This is a genomic window from Streptomyces sp. NPDC090108 (genome assembly GCF_044747185.1).
GTDB lineage: Bacteria > Actinomycetota > Actinomycetes > Streptomycetales > Streptomycetaceae > Streptomyces.
Genome location: NZ_JBIVDQ010000002.1, coordinates 685,227 through 701,649, shown reverse-complemented (window position 1 = coordinate 701,649; position 16,423 = coordinate 685,227). Strand labels below are relative to the sequence as shown.

At 72.2% G+C, this 16,423-nt stretch carries 13 protein-coding genes; 8 read left to right on the top strand and 5 right to left on the bottom strand.

Annotated elements, in window-relative coordinates; genetic code table 11:
* Positions 1–35 precede the first annotated feature (35 nt).
* A complete protein-coding gene (locus ACIPRD_RS08140) occupies positions 36–1,541 on the bottom strand; it encodes an MFS transporter (protein ID WP_401561104.1) in 1,506 nt (501 codons plus the stop codon).
* 104 nt (positions 1,542–1,645) lie between these two features.
* Between ACIPRD_RS08140 and ACIPRD_RS08135 the strand changes: the two genes are divergently transcribed.
* The 7 genes from ACIPRD_RS08135 (at position 1,646) to ACIPRD_RS08105 (ending at position 8,080) form a co-directional block, all read left to right on the top strand.
* The gene (locus tag ACIPRD_RS08135) at positions 1,646–2,605 is read left to right on the top strand and encodes a GlxA family transcriptional regulator (protein WP_401561102.1); all 960 of its coding nucleotides are present in this window, start codon (positions 1,646–1,648) and stop codon (positions 2,603–2,605) included.
* Positions 2,606–2,944: 339 nt separating this feature from the next.
* Complete coding sequence (locus ACIPRD_RS08130; protein ID WP_356408600.1) at positions 2,945–3,901, top strand: LysR family transcriptional regulator; 957 nt, start codon at positions 2,945–2,947, stop codon at positions 3,899–3,901.
* Between the two features lie 326 nt (positions 3,902–4,227).
* On the top strand, positions 4,228–5,205 hold the full coding sequence (locus tag ACIPRD_RS08125; RefSeq protein WP_401561099.1) for a glutamate ABC transporter substrate-binding protein: 978 nt from the start codon (positions 4,228–4,230) through the stop codon (positions 5,203–5,205).
* Positions 5,206–5,210: 5 nt separating this feature from the next.
* Complete coding sequence (locus ACIPRD_RS08120) at positions 5,211–5,858, top strand: amino acid ABC transporter permease (protein WP_401561096.1); 648 nt, start codon at positions 5,211–5,213, stop codon at positions 5,856–5,858.
* A gap of 260 nt (positions 5,859–6,118) precedes the next feature.
* A complete protein-coding gene (locus ACIPRD_RS08115; protein WP_401561094.1) occupies positions 6,119–6,859 on the top strand; it encodes an amino acid ABC transporter permease in 741 nt (246 codons plus the stop codon).
* Between the two features lie 107 nt (positions 6,860–6,966).
* Entirely contained in the window at positions 6,967–7,719 is a 753-nt protein-coding gene (locus ACIPRD_RS08110) for a class II glutamine amidotransferase (protein WP_401561091.1), read from the top strand.
* Between the two features lie 127 nt (positions 7,720–7,846).
* Positions 7,847–8,080 (top strand): hypothetical protein, encoded by a 234-nt coding sequence (locus ACIPRD_RS08105; protein WP_356408284.1) that lies wholly within the window; start codon positions 7,847–7,849, stop codon positions 8,078–8,080.
* A 133-nt stretch (positions 8,081–8,213) separates the two neighbouring features.
* On the opposite strand, the gene ACIPRD_RS08100 is transcribed toward ACIPRD_RS08105, so the two are convergent.
* The 4 genes from ACIPRD_RS08100 to ACIPRD_RS08085 all read right to left on the bottom strand — a co-directional run bounded on the left by ACIPRD_RS08100 (position 8,214) and on the right by ACIPRD_RS08085 (position 12,636).
* Positions 8,214–8,843, bottom strand: coding sequence for a GTP-binding protein (locus ACIPRD_RS08100; RefSeq protein ID WP_401561089.1), 630 nt, complete (start codon positions 8,841–8,843; stop codon positions 8,214–8,216).
* Positions 8,824–9,189, bottom strand: a complete 366-nt coding sequence (locus ACIPRD_RS08095) for a DUF742 domain-containing protein (RefSeq protein WP_356408287.1) — start codon at positions 9,187–9,189, stop codon at positions 8,824–8,826. The genes ACIPRD_RS08100 and ACIPRD_RS08095 overlap by 20 nt, the downstream gene beginning before the upstream one ends.
* Positions 9,189–9,635, bottom strand: coding sequence for a roadblock/LC7 domain-containing protein (locus ACIPRD_RS08090; RefSeq protein WP_356408290.1), 447 nt, complete (start codon positions 9,633–9,635; stop codon positions 9,189–9,191). The genes ACIPRD_RS08095 and ACIPRD_RS08090 overlap by 1 nt, the downstream gene beginning before the upstream one ends.
* Positions 9,636–9,885: 250 nt before the next feature.
* The gene (locus ACIPRD_RS08085) at positions 9,886–12,636 is read right to left on the bottom strand and encodes a nitrate- and nitrite sensing domain-containing protein (RefSeq protein ID WP_401561086.1); all 2,751 of its coding nucleotides are present in this window, start codon (positions 12,634–12,636) and stop codon (positions 9,886–9,888) included.
* Positions 12,637–13,217: 581 nt separating this feature from the next.
* Here ACIPRD_RS08085 and ACIPRD_RS08080 point away from each other — a divergent pair.
* Positions 13,218–16,364, top strand: a complete 3,147-nt coding sequence (locus tag ACIPRD_RS08080) for a hypothetical protein (protein WP_401561083.1) — start codon at positions 13,218–13,220, stop codon at positions 16,362–16,364.
* Positions 16,365–16,423: the final 59 nt, after the last annotated feature.

The following is a 16,423-nucleotide window of genomic DNA, read 5'->3' as shown; positions in this document are numbered from 1 at the left end:
CGTCGCGGAGCCACGAAGATCGGGGAGACGCCCCCCTAGACCGGGCTCGATGTGGACTCCCGTACGTCGTGCGCCCGTGCTTCCCGCGTGTCGCCGGGCAGGGGGTCCGTCGGCACAGAACCCGTACGCGAGAGCGAGACGATCAGGCCGGCGGCTGCCATGGCCGCCGTCGCGATGGCGTAGACGATCGCCGCGGGCACCAGACCGATGGCGTCACTGAGGTAGCCGGCCACGATGGTGGGGATGCCGTACGCGAGATAGGCGACGACGTAGACGGCGGAGAACAGCTTCGCCCGCTCCTGCGCGCGTGTCAGCGGAACGAGGATCCCCAGCGTGCTGGAGAAGACGGCGCCGAAGCCGAGGCCGGTGACGAGCGCGCCGCAGACGATGAGCGGGGCGAGGCCCGCCGCGAACGAGCACGCCTCCAGCGACACACCGGCGAAGACGGCCGCGTATCCGGCGAGCATGAAGCGCCGGACCGGCATCAGCGGGCCGAACACGAGCGCGGAGACGGCCGCGGCCAGGGGCTGCGCAGAGACGACCAGGCCGAGGGCGGCTCCACCGGTGATGTGCAGGGCCTGGTGGACGATCGACGACCCGAGGCCGAGGACCAGCCCGGCCGACATCCAGATCCCGATCATCCCCGGAGCGGTGCGGACGAACGCGGCCCGGGCCGCGGAGGGGACACCGACGCGCGGCACGAGGGCGTCGCCGATCCTTCCGCGCTCCCTGATCCCACCGCGCTCCCCCTTCCCCGCACGCCCACCGATCCCTCCACGCCCACCGATCCCTCCACGCCCACCGATCCCTCCACGCCCACTGATCCCTCCACGCCCACTGATCTCTCCGGTCTCTCCGGTCTCTCCGATCCCTCCGATCGTTCCGCGCCCGTCGACCGTCTCCGGCGAGGCCGCCGTGACGACGGTCGCGACGACGACGATCGCAAGTGCCGCTCCGAACACGACCGTTGCGGGTGCGGCGGCGAACTGGACCGCGAGTCCGGTGAGGACGACACCGATGCCGAGACCGGCGAAGGAGGCGATGCTCACGACCAGTGCCGCGGCCTTCTTCCACGCGGCCGGCGCTACCTCGGAGATGTAGGCGCTGAACGCGCTCGTGGCCGCTCCCGTCGCGAACCCCTGCAGGGCCCTCGCGACGATGAGGACGCCGATGTCCGGCGCGGCAAGGAACACCGCCATCGCGACCGCCTGCAGCGCGAGGGCCGCGACGAGCACCGGACGGCGGCCGATCCGGTCCGACAGGGAGCCGACGGCGAGGAGCGCGAGGAGGAGCCCGAGGGCGTAGATCGCGAACGCGATGGTCAGCTCGCTGTCGGGGAAGTGCCACTGCTGCTGGTAGACGATCAGCAGCGCGCTCGGTGCTCCCGCGGCGGCCATCACCGTCATGAACGCGGTTGCCGACGAGACCCAGGCGACGGCCGGCGGAACCGTTGGACGCGGCATGGAACGAACTCCTGTCAACTCGGCATGGGACCGGACCCGATTGCACGGTCCACTCAGTGTCGAGCGACGGAACAACACCCTCCAGTGGCAGGAATGCCAATATGCACGAGGATACTGCCGTTGAGGATCGGCCACCGCGGGCCGAGCCGGGCATCGACCGCCGCGAGCCGAGGAGACGAGAGATGACGGGGACGCACCAGGTGATGGTGCTCGTGCTGGAGGGGGCGCTTCCGCTCGACGTCGGCATCCCGACCCAGGTGTTCCACTCGCGTGCCGGGCTCCCGTACGAGCTGACGGTGTGCGGAGTCGCCGCCGGGACGGTGCCGTCCGACGAGGGCTTCGGGTACACCGTGCCGCACGGTCTCGACGCCCTGGACAGGGCGGACACCGTCATCGTCCCCGGATACGCGCCGGCGGGCCGGCCGATCCCGGCCGCGGTGCACGACGCGCTGCGGAGCGCACACGCGAGGGGAGCGCGCATCGCGTCGATCTGCTACGGCGCGTTCGCCCTGGCCGACGCGGGCCTCCTGGCAGGGCGGCGCGCGACGACGCACTGGGACACGGCGGACCTGCTGGCCCTGCGTCATCCGGACATCGTGGTGGAGCCCAACGTGCTGTTCGTCGACGAGGGTTCGGTCCTGACCTCGGCCGGTGTCGCGGCCGGCATCGACCTGTGCCTTCACATGGTCCGGAGCGACCTCGGGGTGAGCGCGGCGAACGACATCGCCCGCCGTCTGGTGACGGCGCCCCACCGGAGCGGCGGCCAGGCCCAGTACGTGCCCCGGAGCAGCCCGGCGCCACATGGCGACACGCTCGCGGCGACCCGGGAATGGGCGCTGACGCGCCTTCATGAACCGCTCACGGCGGCCGAGTTCGCGGCGCACGCGCGGATGTCGCCGCGTACCTTCATGCGCCGCTTCACCGAGGAGACCGGCGACACACCCCTGCAGTGGGTCCTGCGCGCTCGCGTCGACGCCGCCCGTGCGCTCCTGGAGACCACGAGGCTCCCGGTCGACCAGATCGCCGAGCGCGTCGGGCTGGGAACCGGGTCCAACCTCCGGCTGCGCTTCAGGAGAATCCTCGACGTGTCGCCCTCCGAGTACCGGGCCGCGTTCTCCGGACGGACCGTTCCGTCTCCTTGACCGGCGGACCGCCCCCGCTCCGCGGCCCACCGGCCTGTCCTCACGGCGGAACCGGCCGGCCCTGGAGCCCGCTTCCTGGTGACTGTCCTGCGCGAATTGGGACAGGGCGGACGTCCATGAAAAGAGACGTTCCGCAGTACCCGTAAATACTTCTCGCCCTGTCCCTATGTCCATGGAAAAGGAACGGAGCGGGATACCGGTTCACCCGGGCGGGGTACAGTTCGCGAATTGGTCGATCATGAACCTTCCGTTTGTCCGGCCGTGCGCCCGATCAGCGTGCGCCGAGATCCGATAGACAGCCTCGTGGTGGGATTCATGCTTAACGTTCATCCGTTGCGTGTGCTCGCGGAGGTGGCCCGCACCGGCTCGTACACCGCCGCCGCCAAGTCCCTCGGCTACACGCAACCCGCCGTCAGCTACCAGATGCGCAGCCTCGAGCGCACGGTGGGCGTGCCGCTCGCCGTCAAGGTGGGGCGGACGGTCCAGCTGACGGCCGCCGGACGCAAGCTCGCCGTCCACGCGGATTCGGTACTGGCGGCGCTCCGGTCCGTCGAGAACGAGTTCGAGCGGCTCGCCGCGCACAGCATGGAGGTCGTCCGCCTGTCGGCCATCCAGAGCGCCTGCGTGGCCGTGGTCCCCGGGGCGATGGCCAGGCTCCGCCGGGAGCAGCCCGACATCGAGGTGACCCTGCATCAGGCATCCTGCCCGGAGTCGTACCGGCTGCTCCGTTCGGGCGAGATCGACCTCGCCCTGATGTGCGACCTCGACGTGCCGGACGAGGGGCAGCAGACCGTCGTACCGGATGCCCAGTTGCTGCGACTGCCGCTGCTCACCGATCAGAGGTGCATCCTTCTCCCCGCCGGTCATCCGCTGGCCGACCGTCCCGCCCTCGCTCTGGAGGACCTGGCCCGCGAGCGGTGGATCCTGGAGACGGGCCGGAGCCGTTTCCTCGCCCGGTGTGCCGAGGCCGGCTTCGAGCCGAAGGTGACCGCCACCACCGACGACCAGGCGACCATCCACCATCTGGTGGCCAACGGGGTGGGGATCGCCATGATGGACGGCCTCGGCCTGGACCCGCAGCCCGATCCGAACGTGGCGATACGCCCTCTCGACGGCTGGCCCCGGCGACGCGTCTACGCGTTGCTGTGGCCGGACATGCTCCGGGTCACCGCGATCGCCGCTCTGCTCAGAGCCCTGCGTGCGGCGGTGGACGAACGGCTGACGGCGACGGGGACCGACCGGTGGCTGACCGCGGCCACGCAAAGAGCGCACCTGGTGACCCGCACGCCGGAATGAGTGCGACCGGTGACCGCTCGTCGGCGAAACCCGCGCGGCGGCGAGAGCTTCACAGCACTGAGACCCTCACGGCAGGGAGACTCGCGCGGCGGCGAACGATAAACCGCGTTGATGAATCGCCGAAAGAATCCGTATTGGACCCGTCACCCGAAGTCCGATGCAATGGAATACGCACCGGAACGGGCGCCGAATCCGCCCACCCGGTACCCGTACCGGCCGCACCATCGGCCGAATTGTCCGGCACCCCGATTTCTCGCTCCGCTCCGCTTCTCGTCCGTCCGGTGGCTTCGGTCGTCGTGTCACCGGCCTCCCCGCGCAGGAGAGTAATGAACGTCCGTAGAACAGCGTTCTCTCGCGGCACGCGAGCCGGTGCCGGTCTCACCGCCGGTCTGATGACGGCGGCCGCCCTGCTCCTGGGCGGGTGCTCCGGCGGTTCCGCGAGCTCGACCGGCGTCCCGGGGGCGCCCGGGTCCGGGGGTGGCTCCCGCTCGACGGCCGCCGCCGGAGCCGTCGACGGACTCGTCGCCGAGGAACAGCCGGCGAGTGCGGCCCTGATGCCGAGCGGCTCCACCGCGGCGAAGATCAGGTCGCGCGGCACCCTGGTGGTCGGCGGTACCCGGACCGCCGCGCTCTTCTCCTTGCTCGACCCGACCACCGGCCGGGTCGACGGCTTCGACGCAGCCATGTCACAGCTGTTGGCGAAGTACATCATCGGCAGACCCGCGACGAAGCTGGTCGACGTCACGTCGGCGACGCGGGAGGCACTGCTCAGGAGCCATCAGGTGGACACGGTGTTCGCCACCTACACCATCACGCCCGAACGCGCCGAAGTCGTCGCCTTCGCCGGCCCCTACTACGAGGACGGCCTGGCCATCGAGGTCAGGAAGTCCGGGAAGGCCCTGTCGTCGCCGGAGGACCTCGCGGGCCGGACCGTGGTCACGCAGTCCGGCTCCACCGCCGCCGCGGCCGTGAAGAAGGCCGCCCCCGGCGCGAAGATACAGCTCTTCGACACCAACACCGAATGCCTGCAGGCCCTTCAGCAGGGCAGGGCCGACGCCTACGTTCTCGACCAGGGCATCCTGGCGGGCAACGCGGCCAGGAATCCCGACGTCACGGTGTCGGGCCGCACCTTCAGCCACGAGCCCTACGGCATCGGGCTTCCCCTCGGTGATCCCGGCTTCAAGCACTTCGTCGACGACTGGCTGAGGAAGATCGAGAGCGACGGCACCTGGGCCAAGGTCTGGCGGGCGACCGTCGGGACCGAGGTCCCGGGCGCCGCCCCCGCTCCCCCGCGGATCGACTGACAGCCATGTCCGTCGTCATCTCCCACCGGGGTCTGTTCGTTCACGGTCTGCTGGTGTCCCTGGAACTGAGCGGCAGCACGTTCGTGCTGGCCGGATCGCTCGGTGTGCTCCTGGCGTGCTTCCGGATCAGCCCCGTGGTGCCGCTGCGCGTCCTGGGACGGGCGTACGTCACCGTCCTGCGCGGGGTGCCGCTCCTGGTCCTGCTGACGCTGTTCGTCTTCGGCCTGCCGGAGATCGGGATGGTCTTCCCGCTGTTCTGGACCGCGGTGACGGCGATGGGTCTGTACTGGGCCGCGTTCTTCTGCGAGGTCGTCAGGTCGGGGGTGCTGTCGGTGCCGGTCGGACAGTTCGAGGCGGGCCGCGCGCTGGGTCTGTCCGGCGCCCAGGTGCTGCGGCTGATCGTGCTGCCGCAGTCGATCCGCTCCATGATCCAGCCGGCGGCCTCGCTTCTCATCGCCGTGACCCTCAATTCCTCTCTGGCCTCGTCCGTCGGAGTCACCGAGGAGCTGACCGGACAGACCCAGCTGCTGGACCAGCAGTACGCGCAGCCGCTGGTGACCTTCACGGCCGCATCGGTGTGCTACATCGCCCTCACCCTGCTGATCGGGCGTCTCGCGGCGGTCGCGGAGCGCAGGTCGGCGGTGTCGCGATGAAGCGGACCGCGTCCTCGTCGTCCGCCTCCATGGGCGCGCCGCCGGCTGCGGGCGTGTCCGCCGCCGGCGCCCCCTCTCGCGCTCGCGGGCGCAGCGGCCCTCGGGCGCCGGGCGGACCGGCGGTTCCCGGCGGCCCCGCGGGGCCGCGGCCACGGAGCCGGTGGCGAGCACAGCCGGCCGACCTGCCCGGTGACGGCGAGGGTCCGCTCTTCGACCCGCCCGGCCCCCGGGGCCGGACCCGGATCGCGGTCGCCTCGGCGGTGACGCTGCTGCTGGTGTGCGCGGGGATCTGGCTGGTGGTACGGCAGTTCGCCCGCCACGGCCAACTCGACGCCGCGAAGTGGACGTTGTTCGCCGATCCGGCGGTGATGCGCTACCTGCTCACCGGGTTGTGGGCGACCGTCCGGGTCACCTCGGTCAGCGGGGCGCTCGCACTGCCCTTCGGCGTCGCGCTGGCCCTGGGGCGGCTCGCCCGCAACCGCCCGGTGAAGTGGCTGTCGGGAATCTACGTCGAGTCCATGCGGGCGGTGCCCCTGCTCCTCCTGATCTACGCGTTCCTGCTCGGGCTGCCCGAGGCGGGCGTCCACCTCTCCCTGTTCTGGCAGCTCGTGTGGCCGATCGTGATCACCAACTCCGCGGTGTTCGCCGAGATCTTCCGGGCCGGAGTCCGTGCGCTGCCGCGCGGGCAGCACGAGGCGGCCCTCGCCCTCGGACTCGGACGCTGGCCGGCCATGCGGCTGGTGCTGCTGCCCCAGGCCGTCCGCCAGGTCTCACCGGCACTCGTCGGGCAACTGGTCCGGTTGCTGAAGGACAGCACGCTCGGTTACGCCGTCAGCTTCCTCGAACTGCTGAACTCCGCCAAAGTGCTGGGCGAGTTCGACCACACCGTCGTCCAGAGCTATCTGGTCGTCGCGGTGGTCTACGTCGTCGTCAACTCCCTGCTGGCCGGCGCGGCCGGGCGGCTCGAACGCCGCATCGGCACGGCCCGCACCCCGTCGTAGCCGGTCCACCGGCACCGCGCCACCACCCGCCCCCCGGACGTGAGCACGTCGCGGGCCGGTTCCACATGCCCTTGTACGGGCCCCGGTTCACAGAGATGAGTGTGCGTATGTGCAGAATGATGGGCGTCGTCGCCCGGCAACCCCGGCCTCTGCGGGAGCTGTTCGCCGACGATCTGGCCCCCTTCCTCGCGATGGCGTGCGAGCACGACCAGGGCTGGGGGGTCGCGTCCCTCACCCGGCAGGGCGTCGTCTCGTCCGTCAAGCGGCCCGAGCGGGCCGACGGGAGCACCGGCCTCCCGGCCGAGCTGGATGACCGGACCACCACCGCGGGCCTGCTGCACCTGCGCATGGCCAGTCGGCAGTTCCCCGTCGTGCCGGAGAACACGCATCCGTTCGGGGACGCACGGATGGCGTTCGTCCACAACGGTGACTTCTCGCCCGCCGGCTGTGTCGACGGCCTGATCGGCGCCTCCCTGCTGGACAGCGCCGAAGGCTGTACGGACAGCGAGCGGTACTACCTCGCGGTCCGCCGCCGGATCGACGACGGGGTCGCGCCGCCCAAGGCCATCGCGGTCACCGCGGCCGACATCCGGGCGCGGGCCGCCGGTTTCGTCAGTCTGAACTGCATGCTGCTCACGGCCGAGGCCGTGTACGCCCACGTCGCACACGATCCGCACTCCGAAGTGATCGGCCGCCGCGGCCCGGGCTACTTCTCCCTGAACTACCGCGAGGACGCGGACAAAGTCCTCATCGCCTCCGCCGGCTGGCCGCAGAAAGCACCGGCCTGGTCCTCTCTCCCCGAGGGCGCCGTACTGGAGATCTCCCTCGGGGATCTGTCCGTCACGGTGCACGAGGGCTGACACCTCGGCGGACCACAATCCTCGACCGGTCTCCGAGCAATCCTGGACATGGCCACGCGTCGCCCAGGAGCCCCATGATCGAGGAAACCCTCACACCGCAAGCTCCCCGGACATGGAAAGAGTCATCATGAAAAAGTTCGTGGTCGGTGCGCTCCTCGGGGTCTCCCTCATCATGACCACCGCGACGTCCGCCTCGGCTGCCGGCTGGTACTACACGGGGTACTGGTACCCCACCGCCGCGGCGTGCGAGGCGGGCTATCAGCAGCTCGTCGGAGGTCCTACCGGGCCCGGCGTGGACCTGCCGCACCAGTGCAGGTACAACGCCGGCGGGAACGTCTACGAGCTGTGGCGGCAGCGGTGAGGCCCCGAGGAGCCTGAACGAGTCGGCGAGGCCTCCACGATCGGTTGCGAGGCCTCGCCGGCCGTCTCGTACGGAACGGCCCCCGGGTTCCCGGGGGCCGTTCCGTGTTCCGGAGGCAGTCGCCCCTGTCCCGTCAGTGGGCGCCGGTACGTTCGAGTTCTACGGCGAGGGCGTGTTCGACCGCGGTGATGAGCACGTCTCTGGCGGAGTCGCCGCGGCGGGCGTCGCACAGCAGGACGGGCACCCGCGGGGACAGGCTGAGAGCCGTGCGGACCGTCTCGGCCGGGTAGGCGCGGGCACTGTCGAAGCAGTTGACGGCCACCGCGAAGGGGAGCTGCCGGCGTTCGAAGTAGTCCACCGCGGGGAAGCAGGCCGCCAGCCGGCGGGTGTCGGCGATCACGACCGCGCACAGGGCGCCGGCCGCCAACTCGTCCCACATGAACCAGAAACGGTCCTGCCCCGGCGTCCCGAACAGGAACAGCGCCAGGCGGTCGTTGAGAGTGATCCTGCCGAAGTCCATGGCGACGGTCGTCGTGGACTTCTCCTCCACCCCCCTGACGTCGTCGACCGCGGCACCGGGCAGGGTCATGTTCTCCTCGGTGTGGAAGGGGACGATCTCGCTCACCGCGCCCACCAGGGTCGTCTTGCCAGCCCCGAACCCGCCGGCGACGAGGATCTTCACCGCCTCGGGCAGCACGACGCCGCCCGGACCCGCCGTTCCCTCGCCCCGGCCGGCGCTCTGCTCAAAGCGCGCGAAGTCCATCAAGCACCTCTCTGATGACGTCGATACCCGGCCGTGCCGCCGGATCGGCGGGTTCATGGATCAGCACCGCCCGCGCGTCGAGCAGGTCGCCCAGCATGACCCGGACGACCCCGACGGGCAGCCGCAGACGGGCCGCCACCTCCGTCACCGTCCTGGGACGGCGGCACAACTGGAGGATGCGGTGGTGTTCCGGCTCCATCTGCATCCAGGTGTCCAGGGCGTCGACCAGGGTGACCACGAAGGCGATGAGGTCGAATCGCCCCTGCCGGCTCTCCGTGCGCCCGCGCACCATGGCGTAGGGGCGCACGACGGGTCCCGCGGCATCGTCCACCCATTCCTCGTACATCACACCATCGGACGCGCCCCGGAGGGCGGCTGATCGTAGCGGGAGTCGACCGACAGATGCGGCCCGAGGCGCTTGACGAGCATGGCCATCTCGTAGGCCACCACGCCGATGTCGGCCTGCTCGGGCGTGAGCACGGTCAGACACGCGTTGCTCCCCGCCGCGCCGACGAACATGAAACCCGCCTCCATCTCGACGACGGTCTGGCGCACCACGCCGCCGCCGAAGTGCCGCCCGGCCCCCTTGGCCAGACTGTGGAGTCCGGACGCGACGGCCGACAGCCGCTCGGCCTCGTCACGTTCCAGCCGCTCGGAGGCACCCATCAACAGGCCGTCCGTGGACAGCAGGACCGCGTGACCGATCTCCGGCACCCGCCGGACCATGTCGTTCAGGAGCCATCCCAGGTCCGTACCGGGGTCGGAATACTCGGAGGCTTGTTGCAGCGTCATTGACCGCCGCTCCCTTCGTGGGCACTTCTGGTGGGGTGAGTCGCTCCGCGGACAGCGTTCGCGGGGACGGGGGAACGTGGTGGTTGGGGAATCTGGTGGTCGGGAAACGTGGTGGTTGGGGAACCTGGTGGTCGGGGAACGTCGTGGCCGGGGAACGTGGTGGCCGGGGAACGTGGTGGTCGAGGCGCCGCGAGCGTCACTTGACGGTCCGGGCGCCGGACGGACGGCGGAGGGCGGAGTCCCCCACGCCCTACGCGTGGCCGTTGCCGCTCTGATCCGCGCGGGCCCGGGCCGCACCGGCCTGCAGGGCCGACATGAGCGTGCGGACGTGTTCCGGCCGGCCCTCGTGATCGGTCCCGGCCGCCGCGGCCGCGGGCGGAGCGGGCGCCCCGTTGCCGAACAGCGACACCGGACCCGCTCCCCGCTCCCCCGCGTGCCGGCCGCGCGCGGCCGGCGGATACCCCTGGCCGGGCACCGCGTACGAGGCTCCTCCGCGGGGCCGCTGCTCGAACCGCTCGGCACCGCCCGGCCCGGCCGCCGCGCCGGGCGTCCTGCCGGGGCCGGCGGGCGCCGCGGGCCCGGCGCCCCAGTCCATCGCGGGCCGTCGGCGCACCCCCTCGGGCTCCTCCCGCAGTTCCCGCGCGAGACTGGCCTGTGGCACCCGGCGGGGCAGCCCGTCGACGGTGTCCTGTTCGTCGTAGTCCGCCTCGGACGGCTCCGGCTGCCCGACGGCGGCCCGCTCCGGCGAGGGCGGGTACGGGATGTGAGCCGTGGGCGGCACCGGCGAGCGCGGGTACGGCCCGTGAGCGGCGGGCGGCGCCGGGTACATGCTGTGGTCGGCGGGCGCCCGGTACGCGCTGTGGTCCGCGGGCGGCACCGGGTACGCGCTGTGGTCCGCGAGCGGCACCGTCTCGTACACGTGGCCGGGCTCCGGGACCTGCTCGGCCTCGGCGGCGTACGGCGACATCGGGCCGGAGGACTGCCCCGGCCGGTGGACCGGTACGGAGGTGCCGTTCACGTCGCTCAGTTCGCCCCGGACGGCTCCCCCGTCCCAGAGGTGGAGCCGGCCGGCCGTCGCCGCGCTGGGCCCAGGCAGGGCGTTCGCGTCCCACTCCAGGAGCGTGTGCGGGATCAGCACGACCGCCGAGACCCCTCCGTACGGGGAGTTGCGCAACGACACGTTCACGCCGTGGCGTTGGGCCAGCCGGCCCACCGTCACCAGGCCGAGCCGCGTGCTGTCCAGCGAGCTGACGTCGAACTCCGCGGTGATGCGGGCGTTGGCCAGGGCCATGTCCTCCTCCTGCATGCCGAGGCCGCGGTCGTCGATCTCGATGACGAGGCCGCCCGACGCCTTGCTGATGCTCACCCGCACCTGGCTGTCGTCCGGCGAGAACGCCTCGGCGTTCTCGACCAGTTCGGCGAGGAGGTGGATGACGTCCGCGGCGGCCCGGCCCAGCACGCCGACGGTGGGCACGGGCATGACCACCACCCGGGCGTACTGCTCCGTCTCCGACACCGCGCCGCGGATGACGTCGACGACCGGCACGGGGTGGCGCCAGAACCGCCCGGGAGGCGCGCCGGAGACGATGATCAGGCCTTCCGCGTACCGGCGCATGCGGGTCGCGAGCTGGTCCAGGAGGAAGAGGTCCGCGAGTACCTTCGGGTTCTCCTCGCGCGCCTCCATCGTGTCGATCAGGGCGAGTTGGCGGTGCACCAGCACCTGGCTGCGTCGCGCGAGGTTGAGGAAGACGTCGCTGATGCCGCGGTGCAGCCTGATGTCCTCCTCGGCCAGTTCCAGGGCCGTCAGCTGGAGGGCCTGGAAGGCATCGCCCAGTTGCGCCATCTCGTGGTTGACGAAGTGCGGCTCGGTCATGTCGCCGCGTACGTCCACGCTCTCCCCCCTGCGCAGCCGGCCCACCACGTCGCGCAGTCGGTCGTCCGTGAGGTTGCGTGCCGAACTGCGCAGTTTCATCACGTCGTTGACCAGTGAGCGGGCGATGCTCGTCGAGATCACGACCGACGCCACCAGTGCCACGAGACCGAGCACCCCGGAGACGATCAGCTCCACGAACGCCCGGTGGGCCGGCGGCCCGGTGCGCTTGAAGAGCGCGGAGATGTCGTCGACGGACGTCGCGCTGACAGCCTTGTCCTCGGCGTCGTACACGGCACGCCACGTGGCCGCCGGGAACGGCAGCGGCTTCGCCTTCGCGCCCGCGGCGACAGCCTGCTCCTCCAGCGCCGTGAGCCTGCCGACGGGACCGCCCGGTGCACCGAGCTTCTCGAACTGGGAGCGCTGCGCGGCCGGCAGGTCCTCCAGTGCCTGGCCCATCAGGTACCGCTGGGAGCCGATGTCCTGGACGAGGGCGGCGTACGCGTCCGGGGTCATCCGGCGCGAGGGGCTCGCGGCCGCCGCGGAGATCAGCCCGTCCTCCTGGGAGCGGAGGTCCCCGACGGGCGCGAGGTTGTACAGCGCCTCGCCGTAGGCCTGCGCGTTCTGGTCGGGCAGGATCACCATGGAGTGCAGGGCTCGCTCGATCGCGTTGGTGACCTCGTTGTAGGCGGCCATCGTCCGGCCGGACGACAGGGTCCCCTCGTCCACACCGTGCCGGATCCTGTCGAGGCCCGACATGGAGCGCCCGGCCCTGTCGACGGCGTGGCGGACGAGGGAGTTCTCCGCGTCCCGGACATCGTTGTCGTCGGACTGGGCCAGGTAGGACTTGAGAGCGGCCTCGGTCTGCTGCCGGTCCGCGTCGAGCGCGGCACGCCCTCCGCTCTTCCCCGAGGTCACCACGACCGAGTCCCGCCGTTCGTGTCCGACGGCGTTGAACACTTCGATCATCGGGATGGCGAGGCGGTTGCCCAGCGTGTTCTCGTGCGCCAGCGTCATCGCGTTACCGAGGGACAGATAGGCGGCGTAGGCCCACAGGACGGCGAGCGACATCAAGGGGAGCACGAGCAGAGCGACGAGCTTGTTGCGGATGGACCAACTGCGCACTCTCATGAGGAGAAGCCAACTTCCACGGTCGTAAGCCTTGTGCCCACCGGTCGGCGCGCCGGCGTCGGCGGATACCTGCGCGGCGGATCTTGATCACTCGACGGGATCCCCCGGAAGCCGGGGTGAAGCCGTGTCAGGGGTTCGGGCACCTCAGGGAGAGCGGGGCGCGGGACGGCGGACGCGCGGTCGCGCGGGGCATGGCTTCGGACGAGCCGGCGGCGTGGGCCGCGAACGCCGGTGCGTCCGTCTCCCGCGCGCCGGGAATGTCAGGGCCGAGCTGTGAGGATGCCGTCACAGTGCTGCCGTAGGTCACGCGCCAAACGTAAAGTCTCCGCCGGTGCGAGGCGATGCTCGAAATTGCCCATCCATCGCTTTGATCTTGCGGTGAGGGGATACGCCGGGCCGGCATCGCGAACGACGACGCGGGCGTCATCCTTTTCTTTCCGAGAAGCCACTCGCCGGCGTCGATTACCTGACTGAATAGTGATCGTGATCTTTATTGTGCTTCGCCGTCCCGCGTCCGGTGACGGCCAGTGAAGCGGTGGACCCGTCGCCGCGGTACGGAACGCGACAAGGGCGGGGAAGAGGTGGCCGCACCCCCCGGGGCGGTCGGTCCCGGCGACCGTGATTCCGTCGTCGTCGAGGAGATCGACGGCATCCACATCGTGCGCGGCGCCACTGAACCGCCCCCGGATCCGATGTCGGTGGCCGAGCTCGGGTACGCCATGGCCGCACAGGCGGAAACGGTGCACACCGTCGTGGTGGGGACGGAGAGCGAACAGGTCTGGGCCGGTCTGGGCGAAGTGCTCGGCGGACTCGGCGCGGAGGACGACGCCGATGTCCTCCTCGTCATGTCCCACGCCGCCAATCGCCGCGGCGGCGGGCCGTCCGCGGCACGCCGGATCGCCGAGCGGTGGGGCGTGCGGGTGACGGCGCCCGACGGGACCGCGCTCCTGGTACCGGGCGGGTCCCTGTTCGTGCCGCGCGAGCCGCGGGCCGTGCCGGGTGGCGCGGGGTCCGTGGCCGACGGCGCCGAGTCCAGGGCCGGCGGGGCCGCTGACGGGCCGTCCGGCTCCGGCTGGTGGCGGTTCACCCCTGGACGGTACGAGCCGGAACCGGTGGGCCGGCAACTGCCGGCGCCGTCCTGGCAGACCGACGCGGACCGGCTCTGCGCCGGGCCGGTCGGCGAGAGTGCGGCGTACCGGATCCCGGCGGGCGTGCTGTGCCGCCCCAAGGGCATGCCCCCGCCTCGTCCCGACGATCTCTCGTTCGCGGTGCCGGTCAGCCAGACCCGCATGGTCGTGCTCGTGGGCGCGCCCGGGGACGAGGCCGAGATGTCGTCGCGCGACGTCGTGGATTTGCTGGCATCGCTCTCGCCCGAGGTGCGCTCCGCGGTACTGCTCGCTCCCGGACGGAACATCGATCTGCTCCCGGCAGGGCAGGCGGCCGCCGACGCCTTCGGTATCGAGGTGGAGGTTCTCACCGGGGCACCGGTGATGACCGACGGCCCGGTCTCCGGAGGGGGCGGGCACCGGGTGAGCACGGTGCTGATCGGCGGGGGCGGTGCCCCTGCGTGGCAGCCGTTCGTGGAGGCGGTGGCGTGCCGTCCGGCTGTCGACGGTCGCGTCGCGCCGCCCCGCCTCATACGCTGGCAGCCGCCGGTGCCCGGCCTGGGGACCGCGCGGGCGGGCGTGGTCCGGCTCTCCGACCAGTGGCAGGTCGCCGCGGTCCGGTCCGGCCTGCGCATCACCCGGACCTCCGACACGCCGTACGCCCTGCCGGAGCGGCAGGTGGATCCGGACGAACCCGCCATCGAACTCGGTCTTCCCGGGCAGCCGTTGGGCAGGCCCGTGCTGTCCCTGCTGGACAGACTCCTCGCCGCCCTGGCCCCGGAGATGCGGGAGCGCGCCGTGCTGTACGTCTACGGCGAGTGCGGCGCGGACCAGATGCGTGAGCTGAGCCGGATGATGGCGGCCCACGGGATCCGCCGTCTGCGCACGAGGGCGCCGGTGCCGGCGGGGCGGCGGGTGGTACCGACGGCCATGGGTACGCCGGGGGCGGATGGCCTGGCTGTCCCGCGGGACGGTGGCCTGGTTCCACCGCGGGCGGATGGCCCGGCTGTCCCGCGGGACGGTGGCCTGGTTCCACCGCGGGCGGATGGCCCGGCTGTCCCGCGGGGGACGGCCCCGGCTGTCCGGCGAGAGGGGGGACCGGCTGTCAGGCGAGAGGGGGGCCCGGCGCGGGAGGCCGAGCCGGCTTCCCGGCCTCGGCGGGGCGACTCGCGAGTCTCCCCCGCCCTCCCGCCGACGCCCCCGCCCTCCTCGCAGGCGGCGGCCGCGCCCGCGATCGTGCCTGATCCTCCGGAACGGGCCGCTCCTCCGACTCCTTCACGCGCCACAGGGCAGGGCCCGGTCTCCGTCCCGCGCTCGGAGCCGGCGGATGACCCTGCCGCTCCGGCCCGCCCGGTACTCAGGCCGGGGGCCGCGCACTCCCCTACGCCACCGGCAGTGCCGGCTCCCACCCCGACCCGTGGCGCGGTCCGGCCCTACGGCCCGGGCGTTCTCGGCTCCGAAGTCTTCGGCTCCGGCGTCCTCGGCTCCGGAGTTTCCCGCTCCCCCGCTTCCGGTAACGACGCCTCCGGATCCGGCGTTTCCGGCTCCGGTGCTTCAGGACCCCGCGCTTCAGCATCCGGCGTTCGCGGCTCTGGCACTCCCGGGTCCGGCGCTTCCGGCCCGTCGCCGCGTGGAGCCGGAGCCGCCGCGCCGCCCGGCCCGCCGACGTCCTCCGCGCCGCCCCGCCCGCCATCCTCCTCCGCACCACCCGCCGCGCCGACGTCCTCCGCGCCGCCCCGCCCGCCGTCGTCCACCGCGCCGGGCGGGACGCCCCGGCACCCGGGCACGGTCACCGGTCCGGAATCCCCGGCCGGCGACGCGGACCTCGGGCAGCGGCGGGGGCCGATCGCACCCGGTCCGGGCCACCGCGCCACCGAGGCCGAACGGGCCGCTTTCCTGGCCCTGGTCCCGGCCCGGATCCGGTCGGCCCACGACAGCGTCGTCGGCCGGCTCCTGGACTCGCTGTCCGTCCCGGGCTCCGACGAGCCGGCGCCCGACCCGACCGATCTGCTCGCCCTCCGGCTGTATCTGGCCGAAGCCGAAAGCCCGCCGCACGCACGGAGGCTGGCGGCGGCCCTCCACAACCGTGACCCCCGCCTGCTGCCTTACGCCGCCTGTGTCGCCTCGGGGCTGAACCACTTGCCACGCCACCGGGGCGTGGTGCTGCGGGCCGGGTCCGCGCCGGTGCCGGCCGAGAGCGTGACCGGGAGGGTGCTGCGCGCGCTGCTGCCGGTGAGCTCGCTGCCGGTGGCGCGGGCCGGGGGCATCTCGTCCGCTCGGTACGCGATCTGGTCCGAGTACGGACGGCGGGTCGGCCCGCTGCTGCCCAGAACCGCGGACCCCGCCGGACACAGGGACGAGGTGGTGTTCGGGCCCGGCTCCGCTTTCCGGGTACTCGGAGTGCACGGGGTCCACGGGACCGGTGTGATCCTCCTGCGGGAGGTCCCGGTCGGTACACCGTCGGCGGCGGGGCTGGACGAGAGGGACCGCGCCGTGGCGTCCGCTCTCACCGGCGCGCTGGACCCGCTCGTCGGCGCGCCGGAAGAGGACTCCCCGACGGACACCCAGGAGCCGGACGCCCGCTGGCCGTCGCGGTGCAGGGTGCCGGTGGTCTGGCGGTGACGCCGGAGGCCGGGGCGGACCCGCCCCGGCCTCCGGTCGTCCGCCGGTCATCGGCAGCT